This is a genomic window from Pseudomonas sp. NY15181, from assembly GCF_048068055.1.
In the GTDB taxonomy this organism is placed as follows: Bacteria; Pseudomonadota; Gammaproteobacteria; order Pseudomonadales; family Pseudomonadaceae; genus Pseudomonas.
Map to the genome: position 1 here is coordinate 170,095 of NZ_JBLUPT010000002.1, position 24,100 is coordinate 194,194.

Here is a 24,100-nt window from a genome sequence, read left to right on the forward strand (position 1 = left end):
CAACCCTTTCCTACATTCAGGTTCGCAAGATGCGTAAGACTCTTTCTGTTCTGACGCTGGCCCTCCTGGCCAGCCACGCCATGGCCGATGACACCAAGGCTGCCATCGGCAGCGGCGTGGGCGGTGCCCTGGGCAACGTGGTCGGCGGCGCCCTGGGCGGCTCCACCGGCGCAGCCATCGGCGCAGGTGTCGGCGGTGCGGCCGGCGGCGCGATGGGCGCGAAGAACGGCAACAAGACCGAGGCGGCCATTGGTGGCGGCCTGGGTGCAGCCGGCGGCTCGGTCATCGGCAACAAGGTCGGCGGTTCCACTGGCGGCACCATCGGTGCGGGCCTGGGCGGCGCCGCGGGCGGCGCGCTGGGCAACCACATGGCCGACAAGAACAACGACGATGACGACGATGGCCACCACGACAGCGGCTACCACAAGGCCAAGGGTCACTATAAGCACAAGCACAAGCATCACGACGACGATTGATGCTGCGTTGAACCAAGAGCCCGCCTTCCGGCGGGCTCTTTCATTTCAGGCCTGGCAAGCCGGCAGCACGGAGAGCAGCGCGCTCAGTTCAACAGGTGGGCGCCGCTCGATGCGCCGGTACTCGCCGCCGTCGTCGGTGCGCGAAAGCCAGCCGCCATCGACCAACGCCCGGCGCAGCAGCAGGTGATCGCCGAGGCGCTCCTGGGTGCGCAGCCGCTCGTTGAGCTCCCGCTCGCTCCAGCGCTGGCGCGCCGGCAGCCGCGACCACAATACCCAGAGGCAGGCCTCGCGGTGGCTGTGTTTCTTCGGCCAGCGTTGCAGGCAGCCGGATCCATCGAAATAGCGCCGCCACTGCTCGATGCGGCGGAAGTCCACCGCCGCTTCGGGTTCGGCCTTGCGCGCCAGGCGCACTTCGGCCTGGTGGCTGGCGCGCAGCGCCTGGTAGTTGCGAAAGCCGACCGCGCGGGCCAGCAGATTGAGCATTTCGACATGGCCGGGACGTTCAGGCGACTCATCGAGCTGACGGGTCAGCGATTTCGCCAGGGCGGAAATGTCGGGGGAGTTGAAGGGCAAGCGTTGCCTGGACACAGTGCAATCCTCGTTGCGTGCCAAGACCTCGCGCAGAGGTTATCGGGGGTCGCCGGATTCCGATGCGGCACTCAAGGGATGTGTGTCGGATCGTCAAGGGTGCGGGGAACCGCGCGGCAGGTTTAGCGCTCTCCATACGGAGGCGGCGACGCCTGGGTGAACTGCCGACCGGCGGCCAGCATAGGCCCCCGGCGGCGCCCAGGGCAAGCCCCGACCGGATCGGCGAAGCTGGTATAGGCTTGCCGGGCAGGGATCACTATGGAGAAGGAGCTATCCGTGAAGGTTGTAGCGATTGCCGGGTTGCTGTCGACGCCGCTGCTGGCGAACACGGCGCAGGCCGGAGCCTGGCAGGTATGCCGATTGGAAGTGGAGATCACCGCGACGGTGAAACAGCCTCACCCGGGGCTCAAGGGGCGGGTGGAGTCGGTCAAGGCCAGACCCGCCGAAGCGCAATGCCCGGCCAAGGGTGCGGTGATCGCCTTCGAGCCGGAGAGTGCCGACTGGCAGAGCATGATCCCGCGCAGGCACTGGCCGACACCGGGGCAGCGGGTGTGGATGCGCTACCAGTACCTCGACGGGATGTGCAAGAACGACGGGAACGAGCGGCCCTGCAGGATCGAGCATTATCCGATGGGCTGGTGAATTGGCGGGCCGATGCAGCGCTCCTTTCGCGGACAAGGGCCAGGCGCCCCCGTCGTTCCTGCAGCAGCCTGACCGGGAGCGTAGGGCGCATAACGTTCGACGTTATACGCCGTTTGACCTTGGTTTCCGGCCGCACGGACTCTAACCAGGACACCTGTCACCGAGCGCGTCGAACTCAACCCATTTGCCAACTGACGATCGCGGCGTATCGGCGTACAACCGCGAACGGTTGTACGCCCTACGAATGCTGCGGCCATGGAGTCCTTCGCGATGCTTTCCAAAAGTGCATCGCGGACAAAGTCCGCTCCTACGAAAAGCCGTTCAGGCGCGAAGCAGCACTTCCATCGCCTCGCGCAGCGGCGCCGGAATCGACACCGGGCGATTGCTCGCACGGTCGACGAACACATGCACGAACCTGCCCGCCGCGCAGGCCAGGTCCTCGCCTTCGCGGAAGATCGCCAACTCGTACTGCACCGAGCTGTTGCCCAGCTTGCCGACCCGCAGACCGGCCTCGATGCGCTCGGGGAAGGCCACTGGGGCGAAGTAGTCGCAGCTGGAGCTGACCACGAAGCCGACCACCTCGCCGTTGTGGATATCCAGGCCGCCGCGCTCGATCAGGTAGGTGTTCACTGCCGTGTCGAAGAAGCCGTAGTAGGTCACGTTGTTCACGTGGCCGTAGATGTCGTTGTCGTGCCAGCGGGTGGTAATCGGCTGGAAGTGCGCGTAGTCGGCGCGGCTGGGGTGCTGTTCGCTCATCGCTCTCTCAGTAGGCGGCTCGGTAGATGGCCAGCGCATCGGCTTCGCTGACTTCGCGGGGATTATTCACCAGCAGGCGCTGCTGCAACATCGCATCGGCGGCCAAGCGCGGCAGGCTGTCCTCCGGCACGCCGGCGTCACGCAGGCGCGAAGGCAGGCCGCAGCGCGGGCTGAGGTCGGTCAGCTCGGCGATGAACTGCTCGGTTCGGTCCGCATCAAGGCGCAGGCGGTCGCCCAGCAACAACGGCGCGAGTTCGGCGTACAGGGCTCCGGCTTTGGGCGCATTGAAGCGGATCACTTCCGGCAGCACCAGCGCGTTGCTCAGGCCGTGGGGAATGTGGAAGTGCCCGCCCAGCGGATAGGCCAGCGCATGGACCGCCGCTACCGGGGCGTTGGCGAAGGCCTGCCCGGCCAGGCAGGCGCCCAGCAGCATGGCCTGGCGGGCCTCGCGGTTACGGCCGTTGTGCACCGCTTCGTCGAGGTTCAGCGCCAGCAGGCGCAGGGCCTCGCGGGCCAGCAGGTCGGACAGCGGGTTCTTCTTCAGCTTGCTGGTGTACGCCTCGATGGCGTGGACCATGGCGTCGATGCCGGTGGCGGCGGTGACCGCCGGCGGCAGGCCGAGGGTGAGGTCGGCGTCGAGCACCGCCAGGTCCGGCAGCAGGTGCGGGCTGACCACGCCCATCTTGGTGGTCTCGCCGGTGGTGACGATGGCGATCGGCGTAACCTCCGAACCGGTGCCGGCGGTGGTCGGCACCTGGATCAGCGGCAGGCGCGGGCCGCGGGCATTGCCGACGCCGAAGAGGTCCTTCAGCCCCTGGGAGGCCAGCGGGTGCGCCAGCAACGCCACCAGCTTGGCGACGTCCATCGAACTGCCGCCGCCATAGCCGATCACCAGTTGCGCGGCCATCCGGCGGGCCTGTTCGGCGGCTTCCAGCACTACGCTTTCCGGCGGGTCGGCCAGCACCTGATCGAAGACCTCCACCGCCACGCCAGCACTGGCAAAGCCCGGCAGCACGCCGTCGAGCATGCTCAGCCGGGTGATGCCGGGGTCGGTGACGATGAGCACACGCTGGGCACCGCGCTCGCGGCAGAGTTCGCCCAGGCGGGCGGCGGAGCCACTCTCGCAGAGGATCTGCGCGGTGGTGGCGAAGCTGAAAGGCTGCATGACGGTCCCCTTCTTGTTGTGCTTGCAAGCCCCATCGCAGAGCGGGCCGGCCAGGACACCGAGAATAATCCGCCGTCGCTGGTCCTCCGCCCCTCCCTTGGAAGGGGCAGGACGGGCAGCATAGCAAAGAACCCATCCACATACGGAATACCGTACCGCAGAGCGGAACAATCATTCACAAGATGAATACAATCAGCAGGCAGCGGGGACGGAGGGCTCACCCCGGGGAAATGAAATGGGCAGCCTGAAACGCAAGGGCCGGCATTGCGCCGGCCCTTGAGGAGTATCAGACGGCGACCGGCGCCTTGATGTGCGGGTGGGACTCGTAGCCGACCAGCTCGAAGTCCTCGAAGCGGAAGTCGAACAGGTCCTTCACCTCGGGGTTGATCTTCATGGTGGGCAGCGGCAGCGGCTGACGGGTCAGCTGCAGGTCGGTCTGCTCCAGGTGGTTGGCGTACAGGTGGCAATCGCCGCCAGTCCAGATGAACTCGCCCGGTTGCAGCCCGGCAACCTGCGCGACCATCAGGGTCAGCAGCGCGTAGCTGGCGATGTTGAAGGGCACGCCGAGGAAGATGTCGGCCGAACGCTGATACAGCTGGCAGCTGAGCTTGCCGTCGGCGACATAGAACTGGAACAGCGCGTGGCACGGCGGCAGGGCCATCTCGTCGATCAGCGCGGGGTTCCACGCGGAAACGATCAGGCGGCGCGAGTCCGGGTTCTTCTTCAGCATTTCCATCAGGTTGGCGATCTGGTCGATGTGGCGGCCGTCCGGCGCCGGCCAGGAGCGCCACTGGTAGCCGTAGACCGGGCCCAGGTCGCCGTTCTCGTCGGCCCATTCGTCCCAGATGGAGACGCCGTTTTCCTTCAGGTAGGCGATGTTGGTCGAGCCTTTGAGGAACCACAGCAGCTCATGGACGATCGATTTCAGGTGGCACTTCTTGGTGGTCACCAGGGGGAAGCCTTCGGCCAGGTCGAAGCGCATCTGGTGGCCGAACACGCTGTAGGTGCCGGTGCCGGTGCGGTCGCTCTTGAAGGTGCCGTGTTCGCGCACGTGGCGCATGAGGTCGAGGTACTGTTTCATCGATGCAGTCTTATCCGGTGAGGCTCTGCGGCGCGGCTCGCGGTGGCCGCCGGCGGATCGATCCGCCCAGGCAGAATCTGAACAAGCGGCAATACTAAGGGGCGCGGCCCGCTCTCGCCACCCCGACCGGCCCGGTGGCCGCCCAAGTTCCGAACGACACGATGCAAGCGGCGCAAGACCGCGCGCCGCCACCTTTGCCTGGTGCCAGAGAGGTCTGCATGTCTGACGTTCAACGACCCGACTTCCCCCTGTCCCGCCGCCGCCTGCTGGCAGCGGCCTGCGCCGGCGCGGCGGTGGGTGGCGTGCTGCTCAGTCCCGCCGCCCGCACCTGGGCCGCGCTGACGCCCCAGGCGGAGGCGGAACTGGCCAGCTTCATGACCCTGTCCCAGCGCCTGACCGGACGCAGCAACCTCGACCCGCGCATCGGCCAGCGTCTGTTCGAAGCCCTGGCCCAGCGCGACACAGCGCTCAAGCAAAGCCTCGCCGAACTCCAGGCGCACCTGGCCGACCCGCCCGCCAGCTGGGGCGAGCGCCCGCAGTGGCTGGCCCGGCAGATCCTCGGTGGCTGGTACCTGGGGCAGATCGGCGAGGCCAGCAACGCCAGCGTGATCACCTACGAGCAGGCGCTGATGTTCAAGGCGGTGGACGATGTGCTGGTGATCCGCAGCTACTGCCCGAACAAGCCGGGCTTCTGGGCGGCCCAGCCGGCCGAACGGGAGGTTTGAACATGGCCGACACGCAACGCGCGGATTTCGTGGTGGTCGGTTCCGGCGTGGCCGGGGCGCTGGTGGCCCATCAGCTGGCACTGGCCGGCAAGGACGTGCTGATCCTTGAAGCCGGGCCGCGCATGGAGCGCTGGGAGATCGTCGAGCGCTTCCGCAACCAGGCGGACAAGTCCGACAACCAGGCGGCCTACCCGTCCAGCCCGCACGCCCCGCACCCGCAGTTCCACCCGGACAACCACTACCTGATCCAGAAGGGCACGCATCCCTACGACGTGCAGTACCTGCGCGTGGTCGGCGGCACCACCTGGCACTGGGCGGCCTCCGCCTGGCGCTTCCTGCCCAACGACTTCAAGCTGCGCAGCCTCTACGGCGTGGGCCGCGACTGGCCGATCGAATACGCCGAGCTCGAACCCTGGTACCAGCGCGCCGAGGAAGAACTGGGCGTCTGGGGACCGGGCGACGAGGAGCTCGATTCGCCACGCAGCCAGCCCTACCCGATGCCGCCCCTGCCGCTGTCGTGGAACGAGCAGCGCATCAAGACCCTGCTCAACGCCAACGGCTACCGCGTGGTCACCGAACCGGTGGCGCGCAACAGCCGCCCCTACGACCAGCGGCCGACCTGCTGCGGCAACAACAACTGCATGCCGATCTGCCCCATCGGCGCCATGTACAACGGCATCGTCCACGTCGAGAAGGCCGAAGCCGCCGGCGCGCGGCTGGTGGAAAACGCCGTGGTGTTCAAGCTGGAGAACGGCGAAGGCGGCAAGATCACCGCCGCGCTGTACAAGGACCCGCAAGGCAACGAGCAGCGGGTCGAGGGCGGGACCTTCATCCTCGCCGCCAACGGCATCGAGACACCCAAGCTGATGCTGATGTCGGACGTCGGCAACAGCTCGGACATGGTCGGCCGCAACCTCATGGACCATCCCGGCACCGCCGTGCAGTTCTATGCCGACGAGAAGCTCTGGCCGGGCCGTGGGCCGCAGGAGATGACCTCGATGGTGGGCTTCCGCGACGGCGCCTTCCGCAGTCAATACGCCTCCAAGAAGATCCACCTGTCGAACCTCTCGCGCACCGACCAGGTGGCCGCCGAGCTGATCCGCAAGGGCCCGCTGCTGCTGGGCCGCGAACTGGAGGCGCAGATCCGCGACCGCGCCGCGCGCTTCGTGCGCTTCGACAGCTTCCACGAGATCCTCCCGCACCCGGAGAACCGCATCGTCCCCAGCGCCAGCGAGCGCGACGCGGTGGGCATCCCCAAGCCGGAGTTCACCTACGCGATGGACGACTACGTGCACAAGAGCGCCGAGCACACCCGCGAGGTGTACACCCACGCGGCGAAACTGCTGGGCGGCACCGAGGTGGTGTTCGAGGACAACTTCGCCAACAACAACCACATCACCGGCACCACCCTGATGGGCGCCGACCCGAAGGACTCGGTGGTGGATAGTCACTGCCGCAGCCACGACCACCCCAACCTGTTCATCGCCGGCAGCGCCGTGATGCCCACCGTCGGCTCGGTGAACTGCACCCTGACCATCGCCGCCCTGGCCCTGCGCCTGGCCGACCAGCTGAAGCACGAGGCCTGACGATGAAAGCCCTGGCCCTCCTCGCCCTGCTCGCCGCGCCGCTGCCGGGCCACGCCGCCAACTCCCTGGACCCGGCGCCGCAGGAACTGCTGCAACGCGGCGAATACCTGGCCCGCGCCGGCGACTGCGCCGCCTGCCACACCGCGCCGGGCGGCAAACCCTTCGCCGGCGGCCTGCCATTGGCCACGCCACTGGGCGCCGTGTACTCCACCAACATCACCCCCGACCCGAAGACCGGCATCGGCAGCTACAGCTACGACGACTTCGCCCGCGCCCTGCGTGACGGCGTGGCCAAGGACGGCATCCGGCTCTACCCGGCGATGCCCTACACCGCCTACGCGAAGATCAACGACGACGACATGAGGGCGCTCTACGCCTGGTTCCTCAACGGCGGCGTGCAGGCGGTGGCGCAGCCCAACCAGGACTCGGACATCGCCTGGCCGCTGGACGTGCGCTGGCCGCTGGCGATCTGGAACCTGCTGTTCCACGACGACCAGGTCTACCAGCCCAATCCGAAGCAAAGCGCCGCCTGGAACCGTGGCGCCTACCTGGTCCAGGGCCTGGCCCACTGCGGCACCTGCCACACCCCGCGCGGCATGGCCTTCCAGGAGAAGGCCATGAACGAACGCGGCACCGGCTACCTCGCCGGCGCCGCCCTGGGCGGCTGGTACGCCTTCAACATCACCCCCGACACCCACAGCGGCATCGGCGGCTGGAGCGACGCGGAGCTCGTGCAGTACCTCAAGACCGGCGGCGTGCCGGGCAAGGCCCAGGCCGCGGGCCCCATGGGCGAGGCGGTCGAGCACAGCTTCCAGTACCTGGCCGAGGCCGACCTGCAGGCCATCGCCACCTACCTGCGCAGCGTCCCGGCGGTTAGCGACGGCGAGCGCAAGGCGCGCTTCCAGTGGGGCAAGCCGGCCGAGGACGTGATCACCCTGCGCGGCCAGGACGTGCAAAATCAGAACGACGGCGCCCGCCTGTACCTGGGCAACTGCGCCAGCTGCCACTCCTGGAGCGGCGAAGGGGTGAAGGACGGCTACTACCCGATGCTGCTGAAGAACAGCGCGGTCGGCGCCCTGCAACCGGACAACCTGGTGCAGGTGGTGCTCGGCGGCGTGCACCGCAAGGTCGGCGACCAGGAGCTGTTCATGCCTGGTTTCGCCGGCACCCTCAACGACGAACAGATCGCCACGTTGGTGAACTACCTCACGGCGCAGTTCGGCAATCCGGAGATAAAAGTCGACAGCGCGCGGGTCGCGGAAATACGCCAGCCCTGAGGCCCAACCCCAAAGCCGGTGGCGGGCCGCCATCACAGGATGAAAGCGCCCCCCCGCGTTGACAGCCACCCCCTGCTCACGGAAGCTCCCTTACCCCTGGAGTCGTCGCGGAACAACGGAAGTCCATGTCCAACAAGACCAAGAAGCCTCGTCCCACTCCCCCGGCATCCCGACCTTCCGCCCCCCGCCGCACCTGGCTTGCAGCTGCCGCCGGCGTACTCCTCCTGGTCACCCTCGGCGCCTGGATCTGGGTGCAGCAGGACAGTGGCGTCACCCTGCCCAGCGATCACCCGCCGGTCCAGGCCGCCGCCCCCGCTCCGCAGCCACCGGCACCCGCGGCGCAACCCGCGCAACTGGTCGCGGAATCCACCTGCGAAGGCTGCCACCAGGCGCAGACCAAGGACTGGCAGGGCTCCCATCACCAGCAGGCGATGAAACCGGCCAGCGAAGGCAACGTGCTGGGCGACTTCGCCGACGTCACCTTCAAGGGCGAAGTCGAGACCACCCGCTTCTTCCGCAAGGGCGACGAATACTGGGTAAACACCCCCGGCAACGACGGCAAGCCGGCCGACTTCAAGGTGGCCTACACCTTCGGCATCGAACCCTTGCAGCAGTATCTGCTGGAATATCCCGGCGGCCGCCTGCAGGCCCTCGGCGTCGCCTGGGATAGCCGCAAGAACCACTGGTTCCAGCTCATGCCCGGGCAGCGCATCGACTACAAGGACGAACTGCACTGGACCCGCCCCGCGCAGAACGCCAACTTCATGTGCGTGGAGTGCCACACCACCGGCTTCAAGCGCACTTACGACGCAAAGACCGACAGCTTCGCCAGCCACTGGAACAGCCTCGGCGTCGGCTGCCAGGCCTGTCACGGGCCGGCGTCGAAGCACCTGGAATGGGCGCAGAAGCCGGACCGCAGCGCCGACAAGGGCTTCGAGGTGCCGCTGAAGAACGCCAGCCAGAGCACCGTCGTCGAAACCTGCGCGCGCTGCCATGCCCGCCGCGCGCCGCTGGGCGACGGCTACCAGAACAAGAACCGCTTCATGGACGACTACCTGCCCAGCACCCTGACCCGCGAGCTCTACGAGATCGACGGCAAGATCAAGGAGGAGGTCTTCGAGTGGGGCTCCTTCACCCAGAGCAAGATGTTCGCCAAGGGCGTGCAGTGCACCGACTGCCACAACCCGCACAGCGGCGAGCTGAAGGCCCCGGGCAATGGCGTCTGCCTGCAATGCCACAACACCGCCGGCAAGCCGGTGCGCCCGCAGATCGACGGCAAGGGCCTGCAGGCGAAGAACTACGACTCGCCCGAGCACCATCACCATGAACCCGGCAGCCCCGGCGCGCAGTGCACGTCCTGCCACATGCCGGGCCGCTACTACATGGTCAACGACTACCGCCACGACCACGGCTTCAGCCTGCCCGACCCCGCCCATGCGCGGCACATCGGCGCGCCGGATGCCTGCCAGGCCTGCCACAAGGACACCCCGGCGAAGAAGATCGCCGAGCAGTTCCGCCAGTGGTACGCCAGTGAGCAACCGGCCAAGCCGAATGCCTCCGGCAACCCCACCCCGCGCTACGACGACACCCTGTGGAAGGCCCGCGGCGGCAAGCCGGGCGCCTCCCGCGCGCTGCACCTACTGCTGGCTTCGCCCGAACTGCCGGCGATCCGTCGCGCCACGCTGATGGCCGAACTGCCCGCCTATCCCAGCCCGCGATCGCTGGAGCTGGCGGCACAGGGCCTGAAGGATACCGACCCGCTGGTGCGCACCGCCGCCGTCAACGTCGTCCTGCCCCTCGCCAATGCCCCGCAACAGGCCCTGGTACTGGCGCCCATGCTGGCGCCCATGCTGTCCGACCCGACCCGTGCCGTGCGCATCGCCGCCGCCTGGCAGCTGTCGCAGCTGCCGCCGCAGGCGCGCCCCGGCCTCGACGAAGCACTGGACAAGGGGCTGCGCGAATACGAGGACGTACAGAAGAGCCTGGCCGAGCGCGCCGAGGCCAACCTCAACCTCGCCATGCTCTACCAGCGCACCGGCCGTGGAGACCAGGTGGAGCCCGCATTGCGCGCGGCGATAGCGCGCAACCCGGACTTCCTGCCGGCCACCGTGACGCTGATCCAGTGGCTGGAAGCCAATAGTCGCCAGGCCGACGCCCGCCAACTGCTCGACGACGCCCTGCGCCAGCATCCAGCCGCCGGCCTGCTGCACCACGTCAACGGCCTCGCCCTGGTGCGCCAGGGCGAGCACGCGGCGGCGCTGAAGGAGCTGCGCGAAGCGGTGCGGCTGTCCCCGGACGACGACCAGTTCCGCTACGTGCTGGCCATCGCCCTGCACGACAGCGGCGAAGCCGACGCCGCCGCCCATGAGCTGGAAGCGCTGCTGCAACGCCACCCGGCCAACCGCTCGGCGCGCCTGGCGCTGATCGGCTACCTGCGCGAAACCGGGCAGATGCAGAAAGTGCAGATGCTGCTGGCGGAACTGGAACAGCAGAACCCGGACGATCCCACGCTCAAGCGTGAGTGAATCTTCCGACGAACAGGCGGGAACTCGCGAAGCGGCAAAAGCTCTGACAGACGCACTCAACCAAGGAGTTACCATGCGTCGCCGCTTCATCCCCGCCGTCCTTGCCCTCACCCTGCTCCCGCTGGCCTCGGCCATGGCCGAAGACAACGACTTCTGGCGCTCGGTCCTGACCTCCGGCGCCACCACCGCGTCGAGCTACCTGACCAGCCGCGACGACCACAAACTGGTCGGCCCGGCCCAGGACGATGCCGCCAGCTTCATCGCCACCGATGGCGCCATTCGCGGCCCCTACCTCGAGGCCGCGCTGCAGCAGATGCGCACCAGTAACCCGGCACTGGCCAACGCCAGCGACGCGGACCTGGCCACCGCCCTCCTCGCCAGCCAACGCTGACCGCGACGGCGCGCGCTGCCTCCAGCGCAACGCGCGCCGCCCGGCGCAAAGGTGGAACTCCCCGCAAACCCCGCGCATCTCACCTGTATACGGACCCTCCGGAGGTGATTCTGATGCACACCGCCAAACTGGCCACCGTTCTTGCCCTGCTTGCCCTGCCCGTCGCCTCGGCCATGGCCGACGACTTCTGGCGCGACATCATTTCGTCCGGCGCGACCACCGCAGCGCTCTACCTGACCTTCAGGCACGACCACAAACTGATCGTCGCCGCCCAGGACGACGCCACCGCCTATGTCGCCAGCGATGGCGCGATCCGTGGGCCCTACCTTGAATCCGCACTGACCCGCCTGCGCAGCGACAACCCCAGCCTGCGTGATCGCAGCGACATGGAGCTGGCCAACGCCATCCTGGCTCGCGGCAACGATGCACCTGCCCACTGAAACCCACCGGCGCGGCCCCTGGCGCTCGCCGCGGGCCGTTTCGCCCTGGCTGGCGAAACATGGGTACCGCTTCGCCCTGGCCGCACAGCGAATGTCCCACGCGCCGATCTGCTTCCTGTAGGAGCTCGCTCGCGAACGGTGTTTGCTGGCGGCTTCGTCGGTGGGTCGATTCGCGAGCAAGCTCGCTCCTACGAAAAGCGGCTTCCAGAGAAACATCCGCGCGCGCCGGAGCGCCCCTTCAGGAGGCCGAGTGGAGTCGGAGTTTCAGGGGTTGAGCGGCATGGATGCCGCGAGAGCGTCGTTGGGCCAGGGATGGCCCGTCGACGCGGGCCCCTGAAACTCCGATGGAGCGAGGGAACCCCGGCGAAGCCGGGGCCGGATGCAGGGGCAAGACGTTTTGGTTCCTTTTGTGAGGGCGGCTATCCGACGTTTGACAAAAGGGACTCGCCCGAGGGGGCGAAACAAATAGTCCGGCACACGCCGAAGCGGCGCAGAAACACCAAAAAGCCAAAACGGCGGATAACGCCTTAGGCGTTATTCGCCCTACGAAGAGCAAGAGCATCGCGGACAAAGTCCGCTCCTATGAAGAGCCAAAACAAAAAAGCCGCCCGAAGGCGGCTTTTTCAGTTCAGCGCACAGCTCACTCGCGGTAGTCATCCACCGGCACGCAGGCACAGAACAGGTTGCGGTCGCCGTAGACGTTGTCCACGCGGTTCACCGCCGGCCAGTACTTGAAGGCGCGGGTGTGCTCGGTCGGGGTCACCGCCTCGACGATCTCGTAGGAGCGCTGCCACAGGCCGGTGACGTCGGCCAGGGTATGCGGCGCGCGCTTGAGCGGGTTGTCCTCGGCCGGCCACTCGCCCGACTCGACCTTGGCGATCTCCGCGCGGATCGACAGCATCGCCTCGATGAAGCGGTCCAGCTCATGCTTGGACTCGCTCTCGGTGGGCTCCACCATCAGCGTGCCGGGCACCGGGAAGGACATGGTCGGCGCGTGGAAGCCGTAGTCCATCAGGCGCTTGGCCACGTCTTCCTCGCTGATCCCGGTCTGCGCCTTGAGCGGGCGCAGGTCGAGGATGCATTCGTGGGCGACGCGGTCGTTGCGGCCGCGGTAGAGCACCGGGAAGGCGCCGTCGAGCCGGCTGGCCAGGTAGTTGGCGTTGAGGATCGCAACTTCCGTGGCGTCCGCCAGCTGCGGGCCCATCATGGCGATGTACATCCAGCTGATCGGCAGGATGCTGGCGCTGCCCCAGGGCGCGGCGCTCACCGCGCCGTTGAGCGGGTTCGGGCCTTCGATGCGGATCACCGGGTGGTTGGCGACGAAGGGCGCGAGGTGCTGCTTCACGCCGATCGGCCCCATGCCCGGGCCGCCGCCGCCGTGGGGAATGCAGAAGGTCTTGTGCAGGTTCATGTGCGACACGTCGGCGCCGATGTCCGCCGGGCGCGCCAAGCCAACCTGGGCATTGAGGTTGGCGCCGTCCATGTACACCTGGCCGCCGTGGGCGTGGATGACCTCGCAGATCTCGCGGATGCCTTCCTCGTACACGCCGTGGGTCGAGGGGTAGGTGATCATCAGGCAGGACAGCTGCGAGCCGGCTTCCTCGGCCTTGCGCTTGAGGTCTTCCAGGTCGACGTTGCCGCCCTTGTCGCACTCGACGATGACCACGCGCATGCTCGCCATGATCGCCGAGGCCGGGTTGGTGCCATGGGCCGAGGACGGGATCAGGCAGATGTTGCGGTGCACATCGCCACGGCTCTCGTGGTACTTGCGGATCGCCAGCAGGCCCGCGTACTCGCCCTGGGCGCCGGAGTTGGGCTGCATGCAGATGGCGTCGAAGCCGGTGATCGCGCAGAGCCAGCGCTCCAGCTCTTCGATCATCAGGCGATAGCCCTCGGCCTGCTCACGCGGGACGAAGGGGTGGAGGCTGGCGAACTCCGGCCAGGTGATCGGGATCATCTCGCTGGTGGCGTTGAGCTTCATGGTGCAGGAGCCCAGCGGGATCATCGCCTGGTTCAGCGCCAGGTCCTTGCCTTCGAGCTGGCGCAGGTAGCGCAGCATCTCGGTTTCGCTGTGGTGACGGTTGAACACCGGGTGGCTCAGGTAGCCGCTGCTGCGCTGCAGGGCGGCGGGGATGCCCTCGGCCACGGCGCTTGCGTCCAGGCGCTCGACCTCCAGGCCGTGGCCGACACCGAGGACGATGTCGAACAGGCCGGCGACGGTCTGGGCGCTGCTGGTTTCGTCGAGGCTCATGCCCAGGCAGTTTTCGCCGACGATGCGCAGGTTCACGCGGGCGGCGCGGGCGCGCTCGACGATGGCCTGCTGCTGTGCGCCGACGTCCAGGGTCAGGGTGTCGAAGAAGTGCTGGTTGACGCGTTTCACACCCTTGGCTTCCAGGCCGGCGGCCAGGACAGCGGTCAGGCGGTGCACGCGCTGGGCAATGCGTTTCAGGCCCTGCGGGCCGTGGTAGACGGCATACAGGCTGGCGATGTTGGCCAGCAGTACCTGCGAGGTGCAGACGTTGGAGTTGGCCTTCTCGCGGCGGATGTGCTGCTCGCGGGTCTGCAGGGCCATGCGCAGCGCGGTATTGCCACGGGCGTCCTTGGACACGCCGATGATCCGCCCCGGCATGGCGCGCTTGTATTCGTCGCGGCAGGCGAAGAAGGCCGCGTGCGGACCGCCGTAGCCCATGGGCACGCCGAAGCGCTGGGCGCTGCCCAGCACCACGTCGGCGCCCAGCTCGCCCGGCGGGGTGAGCAGCAGCAGCGCGAGCAGGTCGCTGGCCACGCAGGCGATGGCCTGCTGGGCGTGCAGCGCGTCGATCAGGCTGCGCAGGTCGCGGACTTCGCCACGGGTATCGGGGTATTGCAGCAGCGCACCGAACACCTGGTGCTGGCCGAGGTTCTCCACCTCGTCGACCACCACGTCGAAGCCGAAGGCATCGGCGCGCGTCTGCACCACGGAGATGGTCTGCGGGTGGCACTGGGCGTCGACGAAGAACAGGTTGCTCTTGGCCTTGGCCACGCGCTTGGCCAGGGCCATGGCCTCGGCGGCGGCGGTGGCCTCGTCGAGCAGCGAGGCGCTGGCGAGGTCGAGGCCGGTGAGGTCGATGGTCATCTGCTGGAAGTTCAGCAGGGACTCGAGACGGCCCTGGGCGATCTCCGGCTGGTAGGGGGTGTAGGCGGTGTACCAGCCCGGATTTTCCAGCACGTTGCGCAGGATCACCGTGGGGGTCAGGGTGCCGTAGTAGCCGGTGCCGATCAGGCTGGTCCACAGCTGGTTCTGCTGTGCGTACCCCTTCAGCTTGGCCAGCGCGCCCTGCTCGTCGAGGGCAACCGGCAGGTCCAGCGCCCGGTTCAGGCGGATGGCCGGCGGCACCGTCTGCACGATCAGCTCATCGCGGCTGACGATGCCGAGGGCGTCGAGCATGGCCTTCTGTTCGGCGGCGTCGGGGCCGAGGTGGCGGGCGAGGAAGGCGTCGGGCTGGTGCAGCTGGGAAAGCGAAGGGGTGTTCGACATGGCGTCGGTTCTCGAAAGGTCGTGCCTTAAAAGAACAGGCCCCGACGAGTCGAGGCCTGTGTGTACAGCGGTGTCTTACGCGTCGGCGTCGCAGGAAGCGCGGTAGCCGGCGGCGTCGAGCAGCTTGTCCAGCTCCGCCGGGTTGCTCGGCTTGAGCTTGAAGAACCAGGAGCCGTACGGATCGTTGTTCACTTCTTCGGGGGTGTCGGCCAGCACGTCGTTGATGGCGATGACTTCGCCGCCCACCGGGGCGTAGATGTCCGAGGCGGCCTTCACCGACTCGACCACACCGGCTTCCTGGCCGGCGGCGAGGGTCTTGCCCAGCTCCGGCAGTTCGACGAAGACCACGTCGCCCAGGGCTTCCTGGGCATGGTCGGAGATGCCCACGGTCACGGTACCGTCGGCTTCCAGGCGCGCCCACTCATGGCTGGCGGCGTAACGCAGGTCGGCGGGGATATTGCTCATCTTGTTTTCCTCGGTGACTGGGCGACGGGCGGCGATGCCGCCCTATTCAAGTTAGATCATGCAATTTAGATCAGGGCTTTGCCATGACGCACGAAATTCGGCTGAACGACGCGAACGGGGTACCACTTGCCACGGATTTCCACCTCGGCACGGTCGCCGGTGGCGGCCGGCACGCGGGCCAGGGCGATGGATTTGCCGAGCGTCGGGGAGAAGCTGCCGCTGGTGATCTCGCCATCGCCGACACCGGCGACGCGCACCACCTGGTGGGCACGCAGCACGCCGCGCTCCTCCAGTACCAGGCCGACCAGCTTGGGCGCATCGCCCGCGGCCTTCTGTGCCTCCAGGGCCTGGCGGCCGATGAAGTCGCGGCCTTCGGGTTCCCAGGCGATGGTCCAGCCCATGTTGGCGGCCAGCGGGGAAATCTCTTCGTCCATGTCCTGGCCGTACAGGTTCATCCCGGCTTCCAGGCGCAGCGTATCGCGCGCGCCCAGGCCCGCCGGGGCGATGCCGGCGCCGACCAGTTCGTTGAGGAAGCCCGGCGCCTCGGCAGCCGGCAGCATGATTTCCAGACCGTCCTCGCCGGTGTACCCGGTGCGGGCGATGAACCAGTCACCGTCGGCCTTGCCCTGGAAGGGCTTGAGTTCGCGGATCAGCGCGGCGCGCGAAGGGGTGACCAGCTCGGCGGTCTTCTCGCGGGCATTCGGGCCCTGGACCGCCAGCATCGCGAGGTCCGCGCGCTCGTTCAGGGTGACGTCGAAGCCTTCGGTATGGGCCTGCATCCAGGCCATGTCCTTGTCGCGGGTGGACGCGTTGACCACCACGCGGTAGCCGTACACGCCCAGGTAGACGATGAGGTCGTCGACCACCCCGCCACGGTCGTTGAGCATGCCGCTGTACAGCGCCTTGCCCGGGGTTTGCAGTCGTTCGACGTCGTTGGCCAGGAGTCGCTGCAGGTATTCCTTCGCCTGCGGACCGGTGACGTCGACCACGGTCATGTGGGAAACGTCGAACACGCCGCAGTCGCGACGTACCTGGTGGTGCTCTTCGACTTGCGAGCCGTAGTGCAGCGGCATGTCCCAGCCGCCGAAATCGACGATCTTGGCGCCGAGGGCGACGTGCAAATCATAGAGCGGTGTGCGCTGTCCCATGGGTGGTCTCCTTCCGGGCGAGGCGGGTGCGGAGCGCGAGTACGGCCCGCACGAAACGCGCGCATTGTAGTCGCATGACCGGCCCGTGGACAGCGGGTCCGACAGTCGAATCTCAGCGATCGGCGCAACCGGCCGCGCGGGCCGAGCGACGGATCAGGCCGACGACCGGGAACAGCCCCACCAGCACCAGCGTCAGGGCCGGCAACGCGGCCCGCGCCCACTCGCCTTCGCTGGTCATTTCGAAGACCCGCACGGCCAGCGTGTCCCAACCGAAGGGGCGCATCAGTAGCGTAGCCGGCATTTCCTTGAGCACGTCGACGAACACTAGCAACGCGGCACTCAGCGCCCCTGGCAGCAGCAGCGGCAGGTAGACCCGGAAGAACAGCCCCGCGCCACCCACCCCAAGGCTGCGCGACGCTTCCGGCAGCGACGGACGGATGCGCGCCAGGGCGCCCTCCAGCGGGCCATGGGCTACCGCCATGAAGCGGATCAGGTAGGCCACCAGCAGCGCGCCGAGGCTGCCCAGCAGCAGCGGCTTGCCGGCGCCGCCCAGGGCCGCAGACAACGGGATCACCGCGTGATTGTCCAGCCAGCTGAAGGCCAGCATGATCGCCACCGCCAGCACCGAGCCGGGCAGTGCGTAGCCGAGGTTGGCCAGGGCGACCGCCGAACGCACTGCCGGGGTGGGCGACAGGCGGCGGGCAAAGGCCAGCAGCAGCGCCACCGCCACCGTCAGCAGCGCGGCGCAAGCGCCCAGGTAAAGGCTGTGCAGTATCAGCCCCCAGTAGCGCTCGTCGAGGTCGAAACGGCCCTTCTGCCAGCACCACACCAGCAGCTGCAGCAACGGAATGACGAAGGCGCAGGCGAACACCAGCAAGCACCAGAAGGTCGCGGCGAAGGCCTTCCAGCCGTGCAGGCGATACAGCGCGGCACCCCGTGGCCGCTCGCTGGGTACGCCGCTGCGGCCCCGGCTGTAGCGCTCGCCCAGCAGCACCAGCATGACGAACAGCAACAACAGACTGGCCAGCTGGGTGGCGCTGGAGAGGCTGTAGAAGCCGTACCAGGTCTTGTACACGGCGGTGGTGAAGGTATCGAAGTTGAACACCGAGACGGTGCCGAAGTCCGCCAGGGTCTCCATGACCGCCAGCGCAAGGCCAGCGCCGATGGCCGGCCGCGCCATGGGCAGGGCGACCCGCCAGAACGCCGCCCAGGGCGACAGCCCGAGCACCCGCGCCGCTTCGGTCAGCCCGCGCCCCTGGGCGAGGAACGCGGTGCGCGCCAGCAGGTAGACGTAGGGATAGAACACCAGCACCAGGACGGTGATCACCCCGCCGGTGGAGCGCACGCGGGGCAGTCGCAGGCCGTTGCCGAACCACTCGCGCAGCAGCGTCTGCACCGGACCGGCGAAGTCCAGCAGGCCGACGAAGACGAACGCCAGCACATAGGCCGGCACCGCGAAGGGCAGCATCAGCGCCCAGTCCAGCCAGCGCCGGCCGGGGAAATCGCAGAGGCTGGTGAGCCAGGCCAGGCTCACGCCCAGCAGGGTCACGCCAACGCCTACGCCGCCCACCAGGATCAGCGTATTGCCCAGCAGGCGCGGCAGCTGGGTGTCCCACATGTGCGCCCAGATGTCCCGGTCGACCTCCGCCCAGCTCAGCAGCAGCACGCTGATCGGCAGCAATACCAGGGCGGCGACGATGAAAGTGATGGGGTACCAGCGGTTGACGCGCATGCGGCGGGCTATCCAGAAACTTCAGTGGGTACTCGGATCAGACACATCCGAGTGACGCTCGGAACACTCCGCCCGCGAGCTCGAAATCAACCGATCCTCAGCAAGCAGGGATAAAGCGCAAGGTAGAGCGGTCGAATCGCCCACTGTGCCATCCCCCTCACTCAGGAAAAAGTCCATGCTTCTCCGCCGCACCCTGCCAATCCTGCTCTTCGCCCCGCTCTGTGGACTGGCATTCGGCGACGAACCCACCGCTACCGAAGCCTGCCTCAACCTCGCCCACCGCACCCTGATCGGCACCCCGGAACAAGCGCAACGCTGGCAAGAGCTGTGGGTCGATGCGCGATTGACCCGCGAGGATGCCTATGACGGCGAGGTCGAAGGTCAGCGCGTCGACCGGCGTCTCCACCTGGTACTGCGTCGGGACAGCGACGAGGACGGGATACTCACCTGCTTCCTGCAGGGGAAAAACCAGGCCATTTCGGCGCAGTTCCAGGCAAAGTCAGACGCCCCTTGAGGCGTCGACCGACGATCAGTTCCAACCGGCGTGATCCATCAGCTTGATCGCCTCGGCCTGGCGCTTGCCGGCAACCTCGACCGGGATGCTGTCGGCCTTGAACGCGCCCCAGGCCGCCACTTCCTGCGACGGCGCCACTTTCGGGTTGGCCGGGAACTCCTGGTTGATGCCGGCGAACAGCGCCTGGGCCTGCGGGCCGGTCATCCACTCCACCAGTTTCTTGGCGGCTTCGGGGTGCGGCGCGTACTTGGTCAGGCCGATGCCCGACAGGTTGACGTGCACGCCACGGTCGCCCTGGTTCGGCCAGAACAGCTTCACCGGCAGGTCCGGCTTCTCCTGGTGCAGGCGGCCGTAGTAGTAGGTATTGATGATGCCGACGTCGCACTGGCCGGCGGCGATGGCCTGGAGCAGCGCGGTATCGTCGGAGAACACGTCGGTGGCCAGGTTGCTCACCCAGCCCTTGAGGATTTGTTCGGTCTTCTGCTCGCCGTGGGTCTCGATCAGGGTGGCGGTCAGCGACTGGTTGTAGACCTTCTTCGCCGTGCGCAGGCACAGGCGGCCTTCCCACTGTTTGTCGGCCAGCGCCTCGTAGGTGCTCAGCTCGTCGGGCTTCACCCGCTGGGTGGAGTAGGCGATGGTGCGCGCGCGCAGCGACAGGCCGGTCCAGCTGTCGGTGCCGGAGCGGTACTGCGACGGGATGTTGGCGTCCAGGGTGGGCGAGTCGAACGGCTGCAGGATGCCCATCTTCTCGGCCTGCCAGAGGTTGCCGGCGTCGACGGTCAGCAGCAGGTCGGCCGGGGTGTTGGCACCTTCGGCCTTGATCCGCGCCATCAGCGGCGCTTCCTTGTCGGTGATGAACTTGATCTTCACCCCGGTCTTCTCGGTATAGGCGTCGAACACCGGCTTGATCAGCTCGTCGATGCGCGAGGAATAGACCACCACTTCGTCGGCGGCCTGGGCGGTGCCAGCGATGGCGGCCAGCAGGAGGGTGGCGGGAAGACCTTTGCGCATGAGCATGGGCGTGTCCTTTGCGGGGAAGATATTCCGCAAATGATAAGGAACCGCATTTGCTACTGGGTCGCGCAGGTGTGTCGGGGTGTTTCGGGAGGGTGCGGTGCGGGGTCGCGGGGTATTTGGCTCGGAGCGCGAGCGCCCTCACCCCAGCCCTCTCCCAAAGGGAGAGGGGGCAGTTCGGAGTGCGCGGTCATTGCGGAGTCAGCCGGCGAGATCTGAACGTTCAGCCTGCGCCGATCAGTCCCCTCTCCCCCTGGGAGAGGGTTAGGGTGAGGGGGCCGCAGGCCGCCGTTATCAAACCCGCGCCAGCGTCGGCAGATCGCCGGAAAGCCCCAGCGCCTGCCGCACGAACATCCCCTTGGCCTCGTGATGCTTGTCCACCAGTCGCAACCCGGCATTGCGCAGCCAGCGCACCGCCAGCGGGTCGGCCTGGAACAGGCGCTGGAAGCCTTCCATCGCCGCCATCATCGCCAGGTTGTGCGGCATCCGGCGACGCTCGAAGCGGCTCAGCACGCGCTCATCCGCGATGTTCTCGCCCCGCTCGTAGGCATGCAGGATCACCTCGGCCAGCACCGCGGCATCGAGGAAACCGAGGTTGACGCCCTGCCCGGCCAGCGGGTGGATGGTGTGCGCGGCATCGCCGATCAGCGCCAGCCCCGGCTCCACGTAGCGCTTGGCGTGACGCTGGCGCAGCGGAATGCAAAGGCGGCGGTCGGCATGTTCGATGGCGCCGAGGCGGTGTTCGAAGGCCCGTCCCAGCGCGGCGCAAAAACCTTCGTCGTCCAGCGCCATGATGCGTTCGGCCTGCTCCGGGGTGGTCGACCAGACGATCGAGCACCAGTGCGCGTCGCCCTCCTTCGCCAGCGGCAGGAAGGCCAGCGGGCCGTCATCGGTGAAGCGTTGCCAGGCGGTGGCCAGGTGCGGCCTCTCGCAGCGCACGCTGGTGACGATGGCGTGGTGCAGGTAATCCCACTCGCGGGTAGCGCAGCCGGCCAGGCGGCGCACCGCCGAGTTGGCGCCGTCGGCGGCGATCACCAGCGGCGTACGGATTTCCCGGCCGTCGGCCAGGGTCAGCAGCCAGTCGTCGCCGGAATGGCGCAATTGCTCCAGGCGCGCGCCGGGCATCAGACCAAGGGCGGAGTCGTGCAGCCGGTCCAGCAGCGCATCCTGCACCACGCGGTTCTCGACGATATGACCGAGCACCTCGGCGTGTACGCTGGCGGCGCTGAAGTGGATCTGCCCGGTGCCGGAGCCGTCCCACACCTGCATCTCGCGGTAGGGCTCGGCGCGGCGCGCGGCGATGCCGTCCCACGCGTGCAGACGCTGGAGGATGCGCCGGCTGGCCTCGGACAAGGCGCTGACGCGCGGCTCGAAGGGCGACTCGCGGTCGAACGGCTTGACGCTCATCGGGCTGCCGTCCAGCAGCAGGATGTCCAGGCCGCTGCCTTCCAGGGCCAGGGCCAACGCGCTGCCGACCATGCCGGCCCCGACTATTACCAGATCCGCGTGCATCGAATTTCCTTATGACTGGGGGCTGTCACACCGGGCGGGCGCCCAGGCCCATGGCCTGGCGGGCGAACCAGCGTTTGGCCGGCGGCAGCAGGTCGAGGCCGAGCAGGCCCAGGTTGCGGCTGGTGGCGAGCAACGGCTGGGCGTTGGAGAACAGGCGGGTGACGCGGTCGGAGAAGCCAACGGTCATCTGCTGGTCCAGGCGTTGGCCATCCAGGTAACGCTGCAGCACGGCGAAGTCGCCCGGCGCGGCCTCTTCCTGCAGCAGCCGGTCGCCCAGGGCCTGGGCGTCGCGCAGCGACAGGTTGAAGCCCTGCCCGGCGATCGGGTGCAGGCTGTGGGCGGCGTTGCCCAGCACCACCAGGTGCGGGCGAATCTGTTCCTCGGCCTCGATCAGGCTCAGCGGATAGCCATGGCGCGCACCGACCTGGCGGAAGGCGCCGAGGCGATAGCCGAAGGCTTGCTGCAACTCGGCGAGGAAGGCCGCATCGGGCAGCTCGCGCAGGCGTTCGGCATCGCGGCCGTTGCGGGTCCAGACCAGCGCGCAGCGGTTTTCCGGCAGCGGCAGCAGGGCCAGCGGGCCATTCTCGGTGAAGCGTTCGAAGGCCTGGCCACGGTGGGCCTCGGACGGGCTGACGTTGGCGATCAGCGCGGTCTGCCCGTAGGACGAGGAGCGCACGCCGATGCCCAGCTGCTCGCGCAAGCCGGAACGGCCACCATCGGCCAGCACGGCAAGGTCGCAGTCCAGCTGCGTGTCGTCGTCCAGGGTCAGGCGATAGCCGCCCCCCAGGGCGTCCATCCGCCGAACCTCGGCGGGGCAGCGCCAGCTGACCACTTCCGGGTCCAGCGCGTGCCACAGGCACTGGCCGAGCCAGGCGTTTTCCACCACGTAGCCGAGGGCCGGCACGCCCTCCTCCACCGCCGTCAGACGCGCGGAGCCGAATCGGCCGCGATCGGAAACATGAATCTGCGAAATCGGCTCGGCGCGCTGGGCGATCTGCTGCCACAGCCCCAGACGTTCGTAGATCTGCCGGCTGCCGAAGGACAGCGCGGAGGAGCGCGCATCGTAGCTGGGCTGGTAGGCGTCGCCCGGGGCGAACGGCTCGACCAGCACGATCCGCCAGCCGCGCTCGCGGGCGCCGGCCTGGAGAATCAGCGCCAGGCTGGCGCCCACCAGGCCACCGCCGATGATGGCCAGTTGCGTACGTTGCATGTCAGGCGGCCTGGGCGCGGGCTTGCGCCATCAGCGCCTCGATCTCGGCGACGGTCTTGGGCACGCCGTTGGTCAGGATCTCGCAGCCGGTCCTGGTCACCACCACGTCATCCTCGATGCGCACGCCGATGCCGCGCCATTTCTTCGGCACGTCGGTGTTGTCCGGGGAGATGTAGATGCCCGGTTCGACGGTCATCGACATGCCGACTTCAAGCACGCGCCATTCGCCGCCGACCTTGTATTCGCCGACGTCGTGCACGTCCATGCCCAGCCAGTGCCCGGCACGGTGCATGTAGAAGGCCTTGTAGGCTTCGCTTTCGATCAGCTCGTCGACGTCGCCGCTGAGCAGGCCGAGCTTCACCAGACCGGCGGTGATTACCCGCACGGTGGCCTCGTGGGCTTCGTTCCAGTGGCGGCCGGGGGCGATGTAGTCGAAGGCGGCCATGTTGGCTTCCAGCACCAGCTCGTAGATGGCCCTCTGCTCGGGGCTGAAGGTGCCATTGGCCGGGAAGGTGCGGGTGATGTCGCTGGCGTAGCAGTCGATCTCGCAGCCGGCGTCGATCAGGATCAGGTCGCCGTCCTTGATCGGTGCGTCGTTCTCCCGGTAGTGCAGGATGCAGGCGTTGCGGCCGGTGGCGACGATGGAGCCGTAGGCCGGCATCTTCGCCCCGCCCTTGCGGAAGGCGTAGTCGAGTTCGGCTTCGAGGTGGTACTCACTCAGCCCCGGACGGCAGATCTGCATGGCGCGCACGTGGGCGCCGGCGGAGACCTCGGCGGCGTAGCGCATCACCTTCACTTCGCCCGCGCTCTTGTACAGGCGCAGGTCGTGCAGCAGGTGGTCGAGGGCGACGAACTCGTTCGGCGGCTGCGCACCCTGGCGGGCCTTGGAGCGGATCACGTTGATCCAGTCCACCAGCCGGCGGTCGAATTCCTGGTTGGCGCCCAGCGCGTAGTAGACGCGGTCGCGGCCTTCGATCAGGCCGGGAAGGATGTCGTCGATATCGCCGATCGGGAACGCGTCGTCAGCGCCGAAGCTGCTGATCGCGCCGTCCTGGCCGGCGCGCAGGCCGTCCCAGAGTTCACGCTCCGGATCGCGCTCGCGGCAGAACAGCACGTACTCGCCGTGCTCGCGGCCGGGAATCAGCGCCATCACCGCTTCCGGCTCGGGGAAACCAGTGAGGTACTGGAAGTCGCTGTCCTGGCGGTAGACGTGCTCGACGTCACGGTTGCGGATGTACATCGGCGCCGCCGGGAGAATGGCGATGCTGTTGGGCTCCATCTGCGCCATCAGCGCCTTGCGCCGACGGGCGTATTCCGACTTGGCGATACGGATCAT

At 67.8% G+C, this 24,100-nt stretch carries 21 protein-coding genes; 9 read left to right on the forward strand and 12 right to left on the reverse strand.

Features of this window, described 5'->3' with window-relative positions:
- Positions 1-29 precede the first annotated feature (29 nt).
- The gene (locus tag ACNFBT_RS06250; RefSeq protein WP_416747492.1) at positions 30-476 is read left to right on the forward strand and encodes a glycine zipper domain-containing protein; all 447 of its coding nucleotides are present in this window, start codon (positions 30-32) and stop codon (positions 474-476) included.
- A 45-nt stretch (positions 477-521) separates the two neighbouring features.
- Here ACNFBT_RS06250 and ACNFBT_RS06255 read toward each other — a convergent pair whose 3' ends face one another.
- Positions 522-1,064 carry a DUF2087 domain-containing protein gene (locus tag ACNFBT_RS06255; protein ID WP_416747494.1) on the reverse strand — a complete coding sequence of 181 codons (543 nt, stop codon included), beginning with the start codon at positions 1,062-1,064 and terminating at the stop codon, positions 522-524.
- A gap of 276 nt (positions 1,065-1,340) precedes the next feature.
- Here ACNFBT_RS06255 and ACNFBT_RS06260 point away from each other — a divergent pair, with 276 nt between their 5' ends.
- Positions 1,341-1,706, forward strand: a complete 366-nt coding sequence (locus tag ACNFBT_RS06260; protein ID WP_416747495.1) for a hypothetical protein — start codon at positions 1,341-1,343, stop codon at positions 1,704-1,706.
- Positions 1,707-2,027: 321 nt separating this feature from the next.
- On the opposite strand, the gene ACNFBT_RS06265 is transcribed toward ACNFBT_RS06260, so the two are convergent.
- From ACNFBT_RS06265 to ACNFBT_RS06275, 3 genes are all read right to left on the reverse strand, one after another.
- Entirely contained in the window at positions 2,028-2,462 is a 435-nt protein-coding gene (locus tag ACNFBT_RS06265) for an acyl-CoA thioesterase (RefSeq protein ID WP_416747497.1), read from the reverse strand.
- A 7-nt stretch (positions 2,463-2,469) separates the two neighbouring features.
- Positions 2,470-3,627 carry an iron-containing alcohol dehydrogenase gene (locus ACNFBT_RS06270; RefSeq protein WP_416747499.1) on the reverse strand — a complete coding sequence of 386 codons (1,158 nt, stop codon included), beginning with the start codon at positions 3,625-3,627 and terminating at the stop codon, positions 2,470-2,472.
- Between the two features lie 286 nt (positions 3,628-3,913).
- Entirely contained in the window at positions 3,914-4,708 is a 795-nt protein-coding gene (locus ACNFBT_RS06275) for a thymidylate synthase (RefSeq protein ID WP_416747501.1), read from the reverse strand.
- A gap of 218 nt (positions 4,709-4,926) precedes the next feature.
- Here ACNFBT_RS06275 and ACNFBT_RS06280 point away from each other — a divergent pair, with 218 nt between their 5' ends.
- The 6 genes from ACNFBT_RS06280 to ACNFBT_RS06305 all read left to right on the forward strand — a co-directional run bounded on the left by ACNFBT_RS06280 (position 4,927) and on the right by ACNFBT_RS06305 (position 11,652).
- On the forward strand, positions 4,927-5,433 hold the full coding sequence (locus tag ACNFBT_RS06280) for a sugar dehydrogenase complex small subunit (protein ID WP_416747503.1): 507 nt from the start codon (positions 4,927-4,929) through the stop codon (positions 5,431-5,433).
- Between the two features lie 2 nt (positions 5,434-5,435).
- Entirely contained in the window at positions 5,436-7,019 is a 1,584-nt protein-coding gene (locus ACNFBT_RS06285; protein WP_416747505.1) for a GMC family oxidoreductase, read from the forward strand.
- Positions 7,020-7,021: 2 nt separating this feature from the next.
- Complete coding sequence (locus ACNFBT_RS06290; RefSeq protein WP_416747507.1) at positions 7,022-8,296, forward strand: c-type cytochrome; 1,275 nt, start codon at positions 7,022-7,024, stop codon at positions 8,294-8,296.
- Positions 8,297-8,421: 125 nt separating this feature from the next.
- A complete protein-coding gene (locus ACNFBT_RS06295; RefSeq protein ID WP_416747509.1) occupies positions 8,422-10,821 on the forward strand; it encodes a tetratricopeptide repeat protein in 2,400 nt (799 codons plus the stop codon).
- 73 nt (positions 10,822-10,894) lie between these two features.
- Positions 10,895-11,212: a DUF2388 domain-containing protein gene (locus ACNFBT_RS06300; protein WP_416747511.1), complete on the forward strand. Its 318-nt coding sequence runs from the start codon at positions 10,895-10,897 to the stop codon at positions 11,210-11,212.
- Between the two features lie 113 nt (positions 11,213-11,325).
- Entirely contained in the window at positions 11,326-11,652 is a 327-nt protein-coding gene (locus ACNFBT_RS06305; protein ID WP_416747513.1) for a DUF2388 domain-containing protein, read from the forward strand.
- 640 nt (positions 11,653-12,292) lie between these two features.
- On the opposite strand, the gene gcvP is transcribed toward ACNFBT_RS06305, so the two are convergent.
- The 4 genes from gcvP to ACNFBT_RS06325 all read right to left on the reverse strand — a co-directional run bounded on the left by gcvP (position 12,293) and on the right by ACNFBT_RS06325 (position 18,514).
- The gene (gene gcvP / locus ACNFBT_RS06310) at positions 12,293-15,169 is read right to left on the reverse strand and encodes an aminomethyl-transferring glycine dehydrogenase (protein WP_416747515.1); all 2,877 of its coding nucleotides are present in this window, start codon (positions 15,167-15,169) and stop codon (positions 12,293-12,295) included.
- 75 nt (positions 15,170-15,244) lie between these two features.
- A complete protein-coding gene (gene gcvH / locus ACNFBT_RS06315) occupies positions 15,245-15,634 on the reverse strand; it encodes a glycine cleavage system protein GcvH (RefSeq protein ID WP_416747517.1) in 390 nt (129 codons plus the stop codon).
- 65 nt (positions 15,635-15,699) lie between these two features.
- Positions 15,700-16,782, reverse strand: coding sequence for a glycine cleavage system aminomethyltransferase GcvT (gene gcvT / locus ACNFBT_RS06320; protein WP_416747519.1), 1,083 nt, complete (start codon positions 16,780-16,782; stop codon positions 15,700-15,702).
- A 112-nt stretch (positions 16,783-16,894) separates the two neighbouring features.
- Positions 16,895-18,514, reverse strand: a complete 1,620-nt coding sequence (locus ACNFBT_RS06325; protein WP_416747521.1) for an ABC transporter permease — start codon at positions 18,512-18,514, stop codon at positions 16,895-16,897.
- 175 nt (positions 18,515-18,689) lie between these two features.
- On the opposite strand from ACNFBT_RS06325, the gene ACNFBT_RS06330 reads away from it, so the two are divergent.
- Positions 18,690-19,028, forward strand: coding sequence for a hypothetical protein (locus tag ACNFBT_RS06330; protein WP_416747522.1), 339 nt, complete (start codon positions 18,690-18,692; stop codon positions 19,026-19,028).
- 15 nt (positions 19,029-19,043) lie between these two features.
- On the opposite strand, the gene ACNFBT_RS06335 is transcribed toward ACNFBT_RS06330, so the two are convergent.
- The 4 genes from ACNFBT_RS06335 to pepP all read right to left on the reverse strand — a co-directional run bounded on the left by ACNFBT_RS06335 (position 19,044) and on the right by pepP (position 24,100).
- Positions 19,044-20,045, reverse strand: a complete 1,002-nt coding sequence (locus tag ACNFBT_RS06335; protein ID WP_416747524.1) for an extracellular solute-binding protein — start codon at positions 20,043-20,045, stop codon at positions 19,044-19,046.
- A 291-nt stretch (positions 20,046-20,336) separates the two neighbouring features.
- Positions 20,337-21,554 (reverse strand): 2-octaprenyl-3-methyl-6-methoxy-1,4-benzoquinol hydroxylase, encoded by a 1,218-nt coding sequence (locus ACNFBT_RS06340; RefSeq protein ID WP_416747526.1) that lies wholly within the window; start codon positions 21,552-21,554, stop codon positions 20,337-20,339.
- 25 nt (positions 21,555-21,579) lie between these two features.
- On the reverse strand, positions 21,580-22,764 hold the full coding sequence (gene ubiH, locus ACNFBT_RS06345) for a 2-octaprenyl-6-methoxyphenyl hydroxylase (protein ID WP_416747528.1): 1,185 nt from the start codon (positions 22,762-22,764) through the stop codon (positions 21,580-21,582).
- Between the two features lies 1 nt (position 22,765).
- Positions 22,766-24,100 carry a Xaa-Pro aminopeptidase gene (gene pepP / locus ACNFBT_RS06350; RefSeq protein WP_416747530.1) on the reverse strand — a complete coding sequence of 445 codons (1,335 nt, stop codon included), beginning with the start codon at positions 24,098-24,100 and terminating at the stop codon, positions 22,766-22,768.

What these genes read in the sequence shown, in the direction of transcription:
- ACNFBT_RS06250 (WP_416747492.1), top strand. Translation starts at nt 30, where the DNA reads ATGCGTAAGACTCTTTCTGTTCTGACGCTGGCCCTCCTGGCCAGCCAC.
- ACNFBT_RS06265 (WP_416747497.1), bottom strand. Translation starts at nt 2,462, where the DNA reads ATGAGCGAACAGCACCCCAGCCGCGCCGACTACGCGCACTTCCAGCCG.
- ACNFBT_RS06270 (WP_416747499.1), bottom strand. Translation starts at nt 3,627, where the DNA reads ATGCAGCCTTTCAGCTTCGCCACCACCGCGCAGATCCTCTGCGAGAGT.
- ACNFBT_RS06275 (WP_416747501.1), bottom strand. Translation starts at nt 4,708, where the DNA reads ATGAAACAGTACCTCGACCTCATGCGCCACGTGCGCGAACACGGCACC.
- ACNFBT_RS06280 (WP_416747503.1), top strand. Translation starts at nt 4,927, where the DNA reads ATGTCTGACGTTCAACGACCCGACTTCCCCCTGTCCCGCCGCCGCCTG.
- ACNFBT_RS06285 (WP_416747505.1), top strand. Translation starts at nt 5,436, where the DNA reads ATGGCCGACACGCAACGCGCGGATTTCGTGGTGGTCGGTTCCGGCGTG.
- ACNFBT_RS06290 (WP_416747507.1), top strand. Translation starts at nt 7,022, where the DNA reads ATGAAAGCCCTGGCCCTCCTCGCCCTGCTCGCCGCGCCGCTGCCGGGC.
- ACNFBT_RS06295 (WP_416747509.1), top strand. Translation starts at nt 8,422, where the DNA reads ATGTCCAACAAGACCAAGAAGCCTCGTCCCACTCCCCCGGCATCCCGA.
- ACNFBT_RS06300 (WP_416747511.1), top strand. Translation starts at nt 10,895, where the DNA reads ATGCGTCGCCGCTTCATCCCCGCCGTCCTTGCCCTCACCCTGCTCCCG.
- ACNFBT_RS06305 (WP_416747513.1), top strand. Translation starts at nt 11,326, where the DNA reads ATGCACACCGCCAAACTGGCCACCGTTCTTGCCCTGCTTGCCCTGCCC.
- gcvP (WP_416747515.1), bottom strand. Translation starts at nt 15,169, where the DNA reads ATGTCGAACACCCCTTCGCTTTCCCAGCTGCACCAGCCCGACGCCTTC.
- gcvH (WP_416747517.1), bottom strand. Translation starts at nt 15,634, where the DNA reads ATGAGCAATATCCCCGCCGACCTGCGTTACGCCGCCAGCCATGAGTGG.
- gcvT (WP_416747519.1), bottom strand. Translation starts at nt 16,782, where the DNA reads ATGGGACAGCGCACACCGCTCTATGATTTGCACGTCGCCCTCGGCGCC.
- ACNFBT_RS06325 (WP_416747521.1), bottom strand. Translation starts at nt 18,514, where the DNA reads ATGCGCGTCAACCGCTGGTACCCCATCACTTTCATCGTCGCCGCCCTG.
- ACNFBT_RS06330 (WP_416747522.1), top strand. Translation starts at nt 18,690, where the DNA reads ATGCTTCTCCGCCGCACCCTGCCAATCCTGCTCTTCGCCCCGCTCTGT.
- ACNFBT_RS06335 (WP_416747524.1), bottom strand. Translation starts at nt 20,045, where the DNA reads ATGCTCATGCGCAAAGGTCTTCCCGCCACCCTCCTGCTGGCCGCCATC.
- ACNFBT_RS06340 (WP_416747526.1), bottom strand. Translation starts at nt 21,554, where the DNA reads ATGCACGCGGATCTGGTAATAGTCGGGGCCGGCATGGTCGGCAGCGCG.
- ubiH (WP_416747528.1), bottom strand. Translation starts at nt 22,764, where the DNA reads ATGCAACGTACGCAACTGGCCATCATCGGCGGTGGCCTGGTGGGCGCC.
- pepP (WP_416747530.1), bottom strand. Translation starts at nt 24,100, where the DNA reads ATGATCCGTATCGCCAAGTCGGAATACGCCCGTCGGCGCAAGGCGCTG.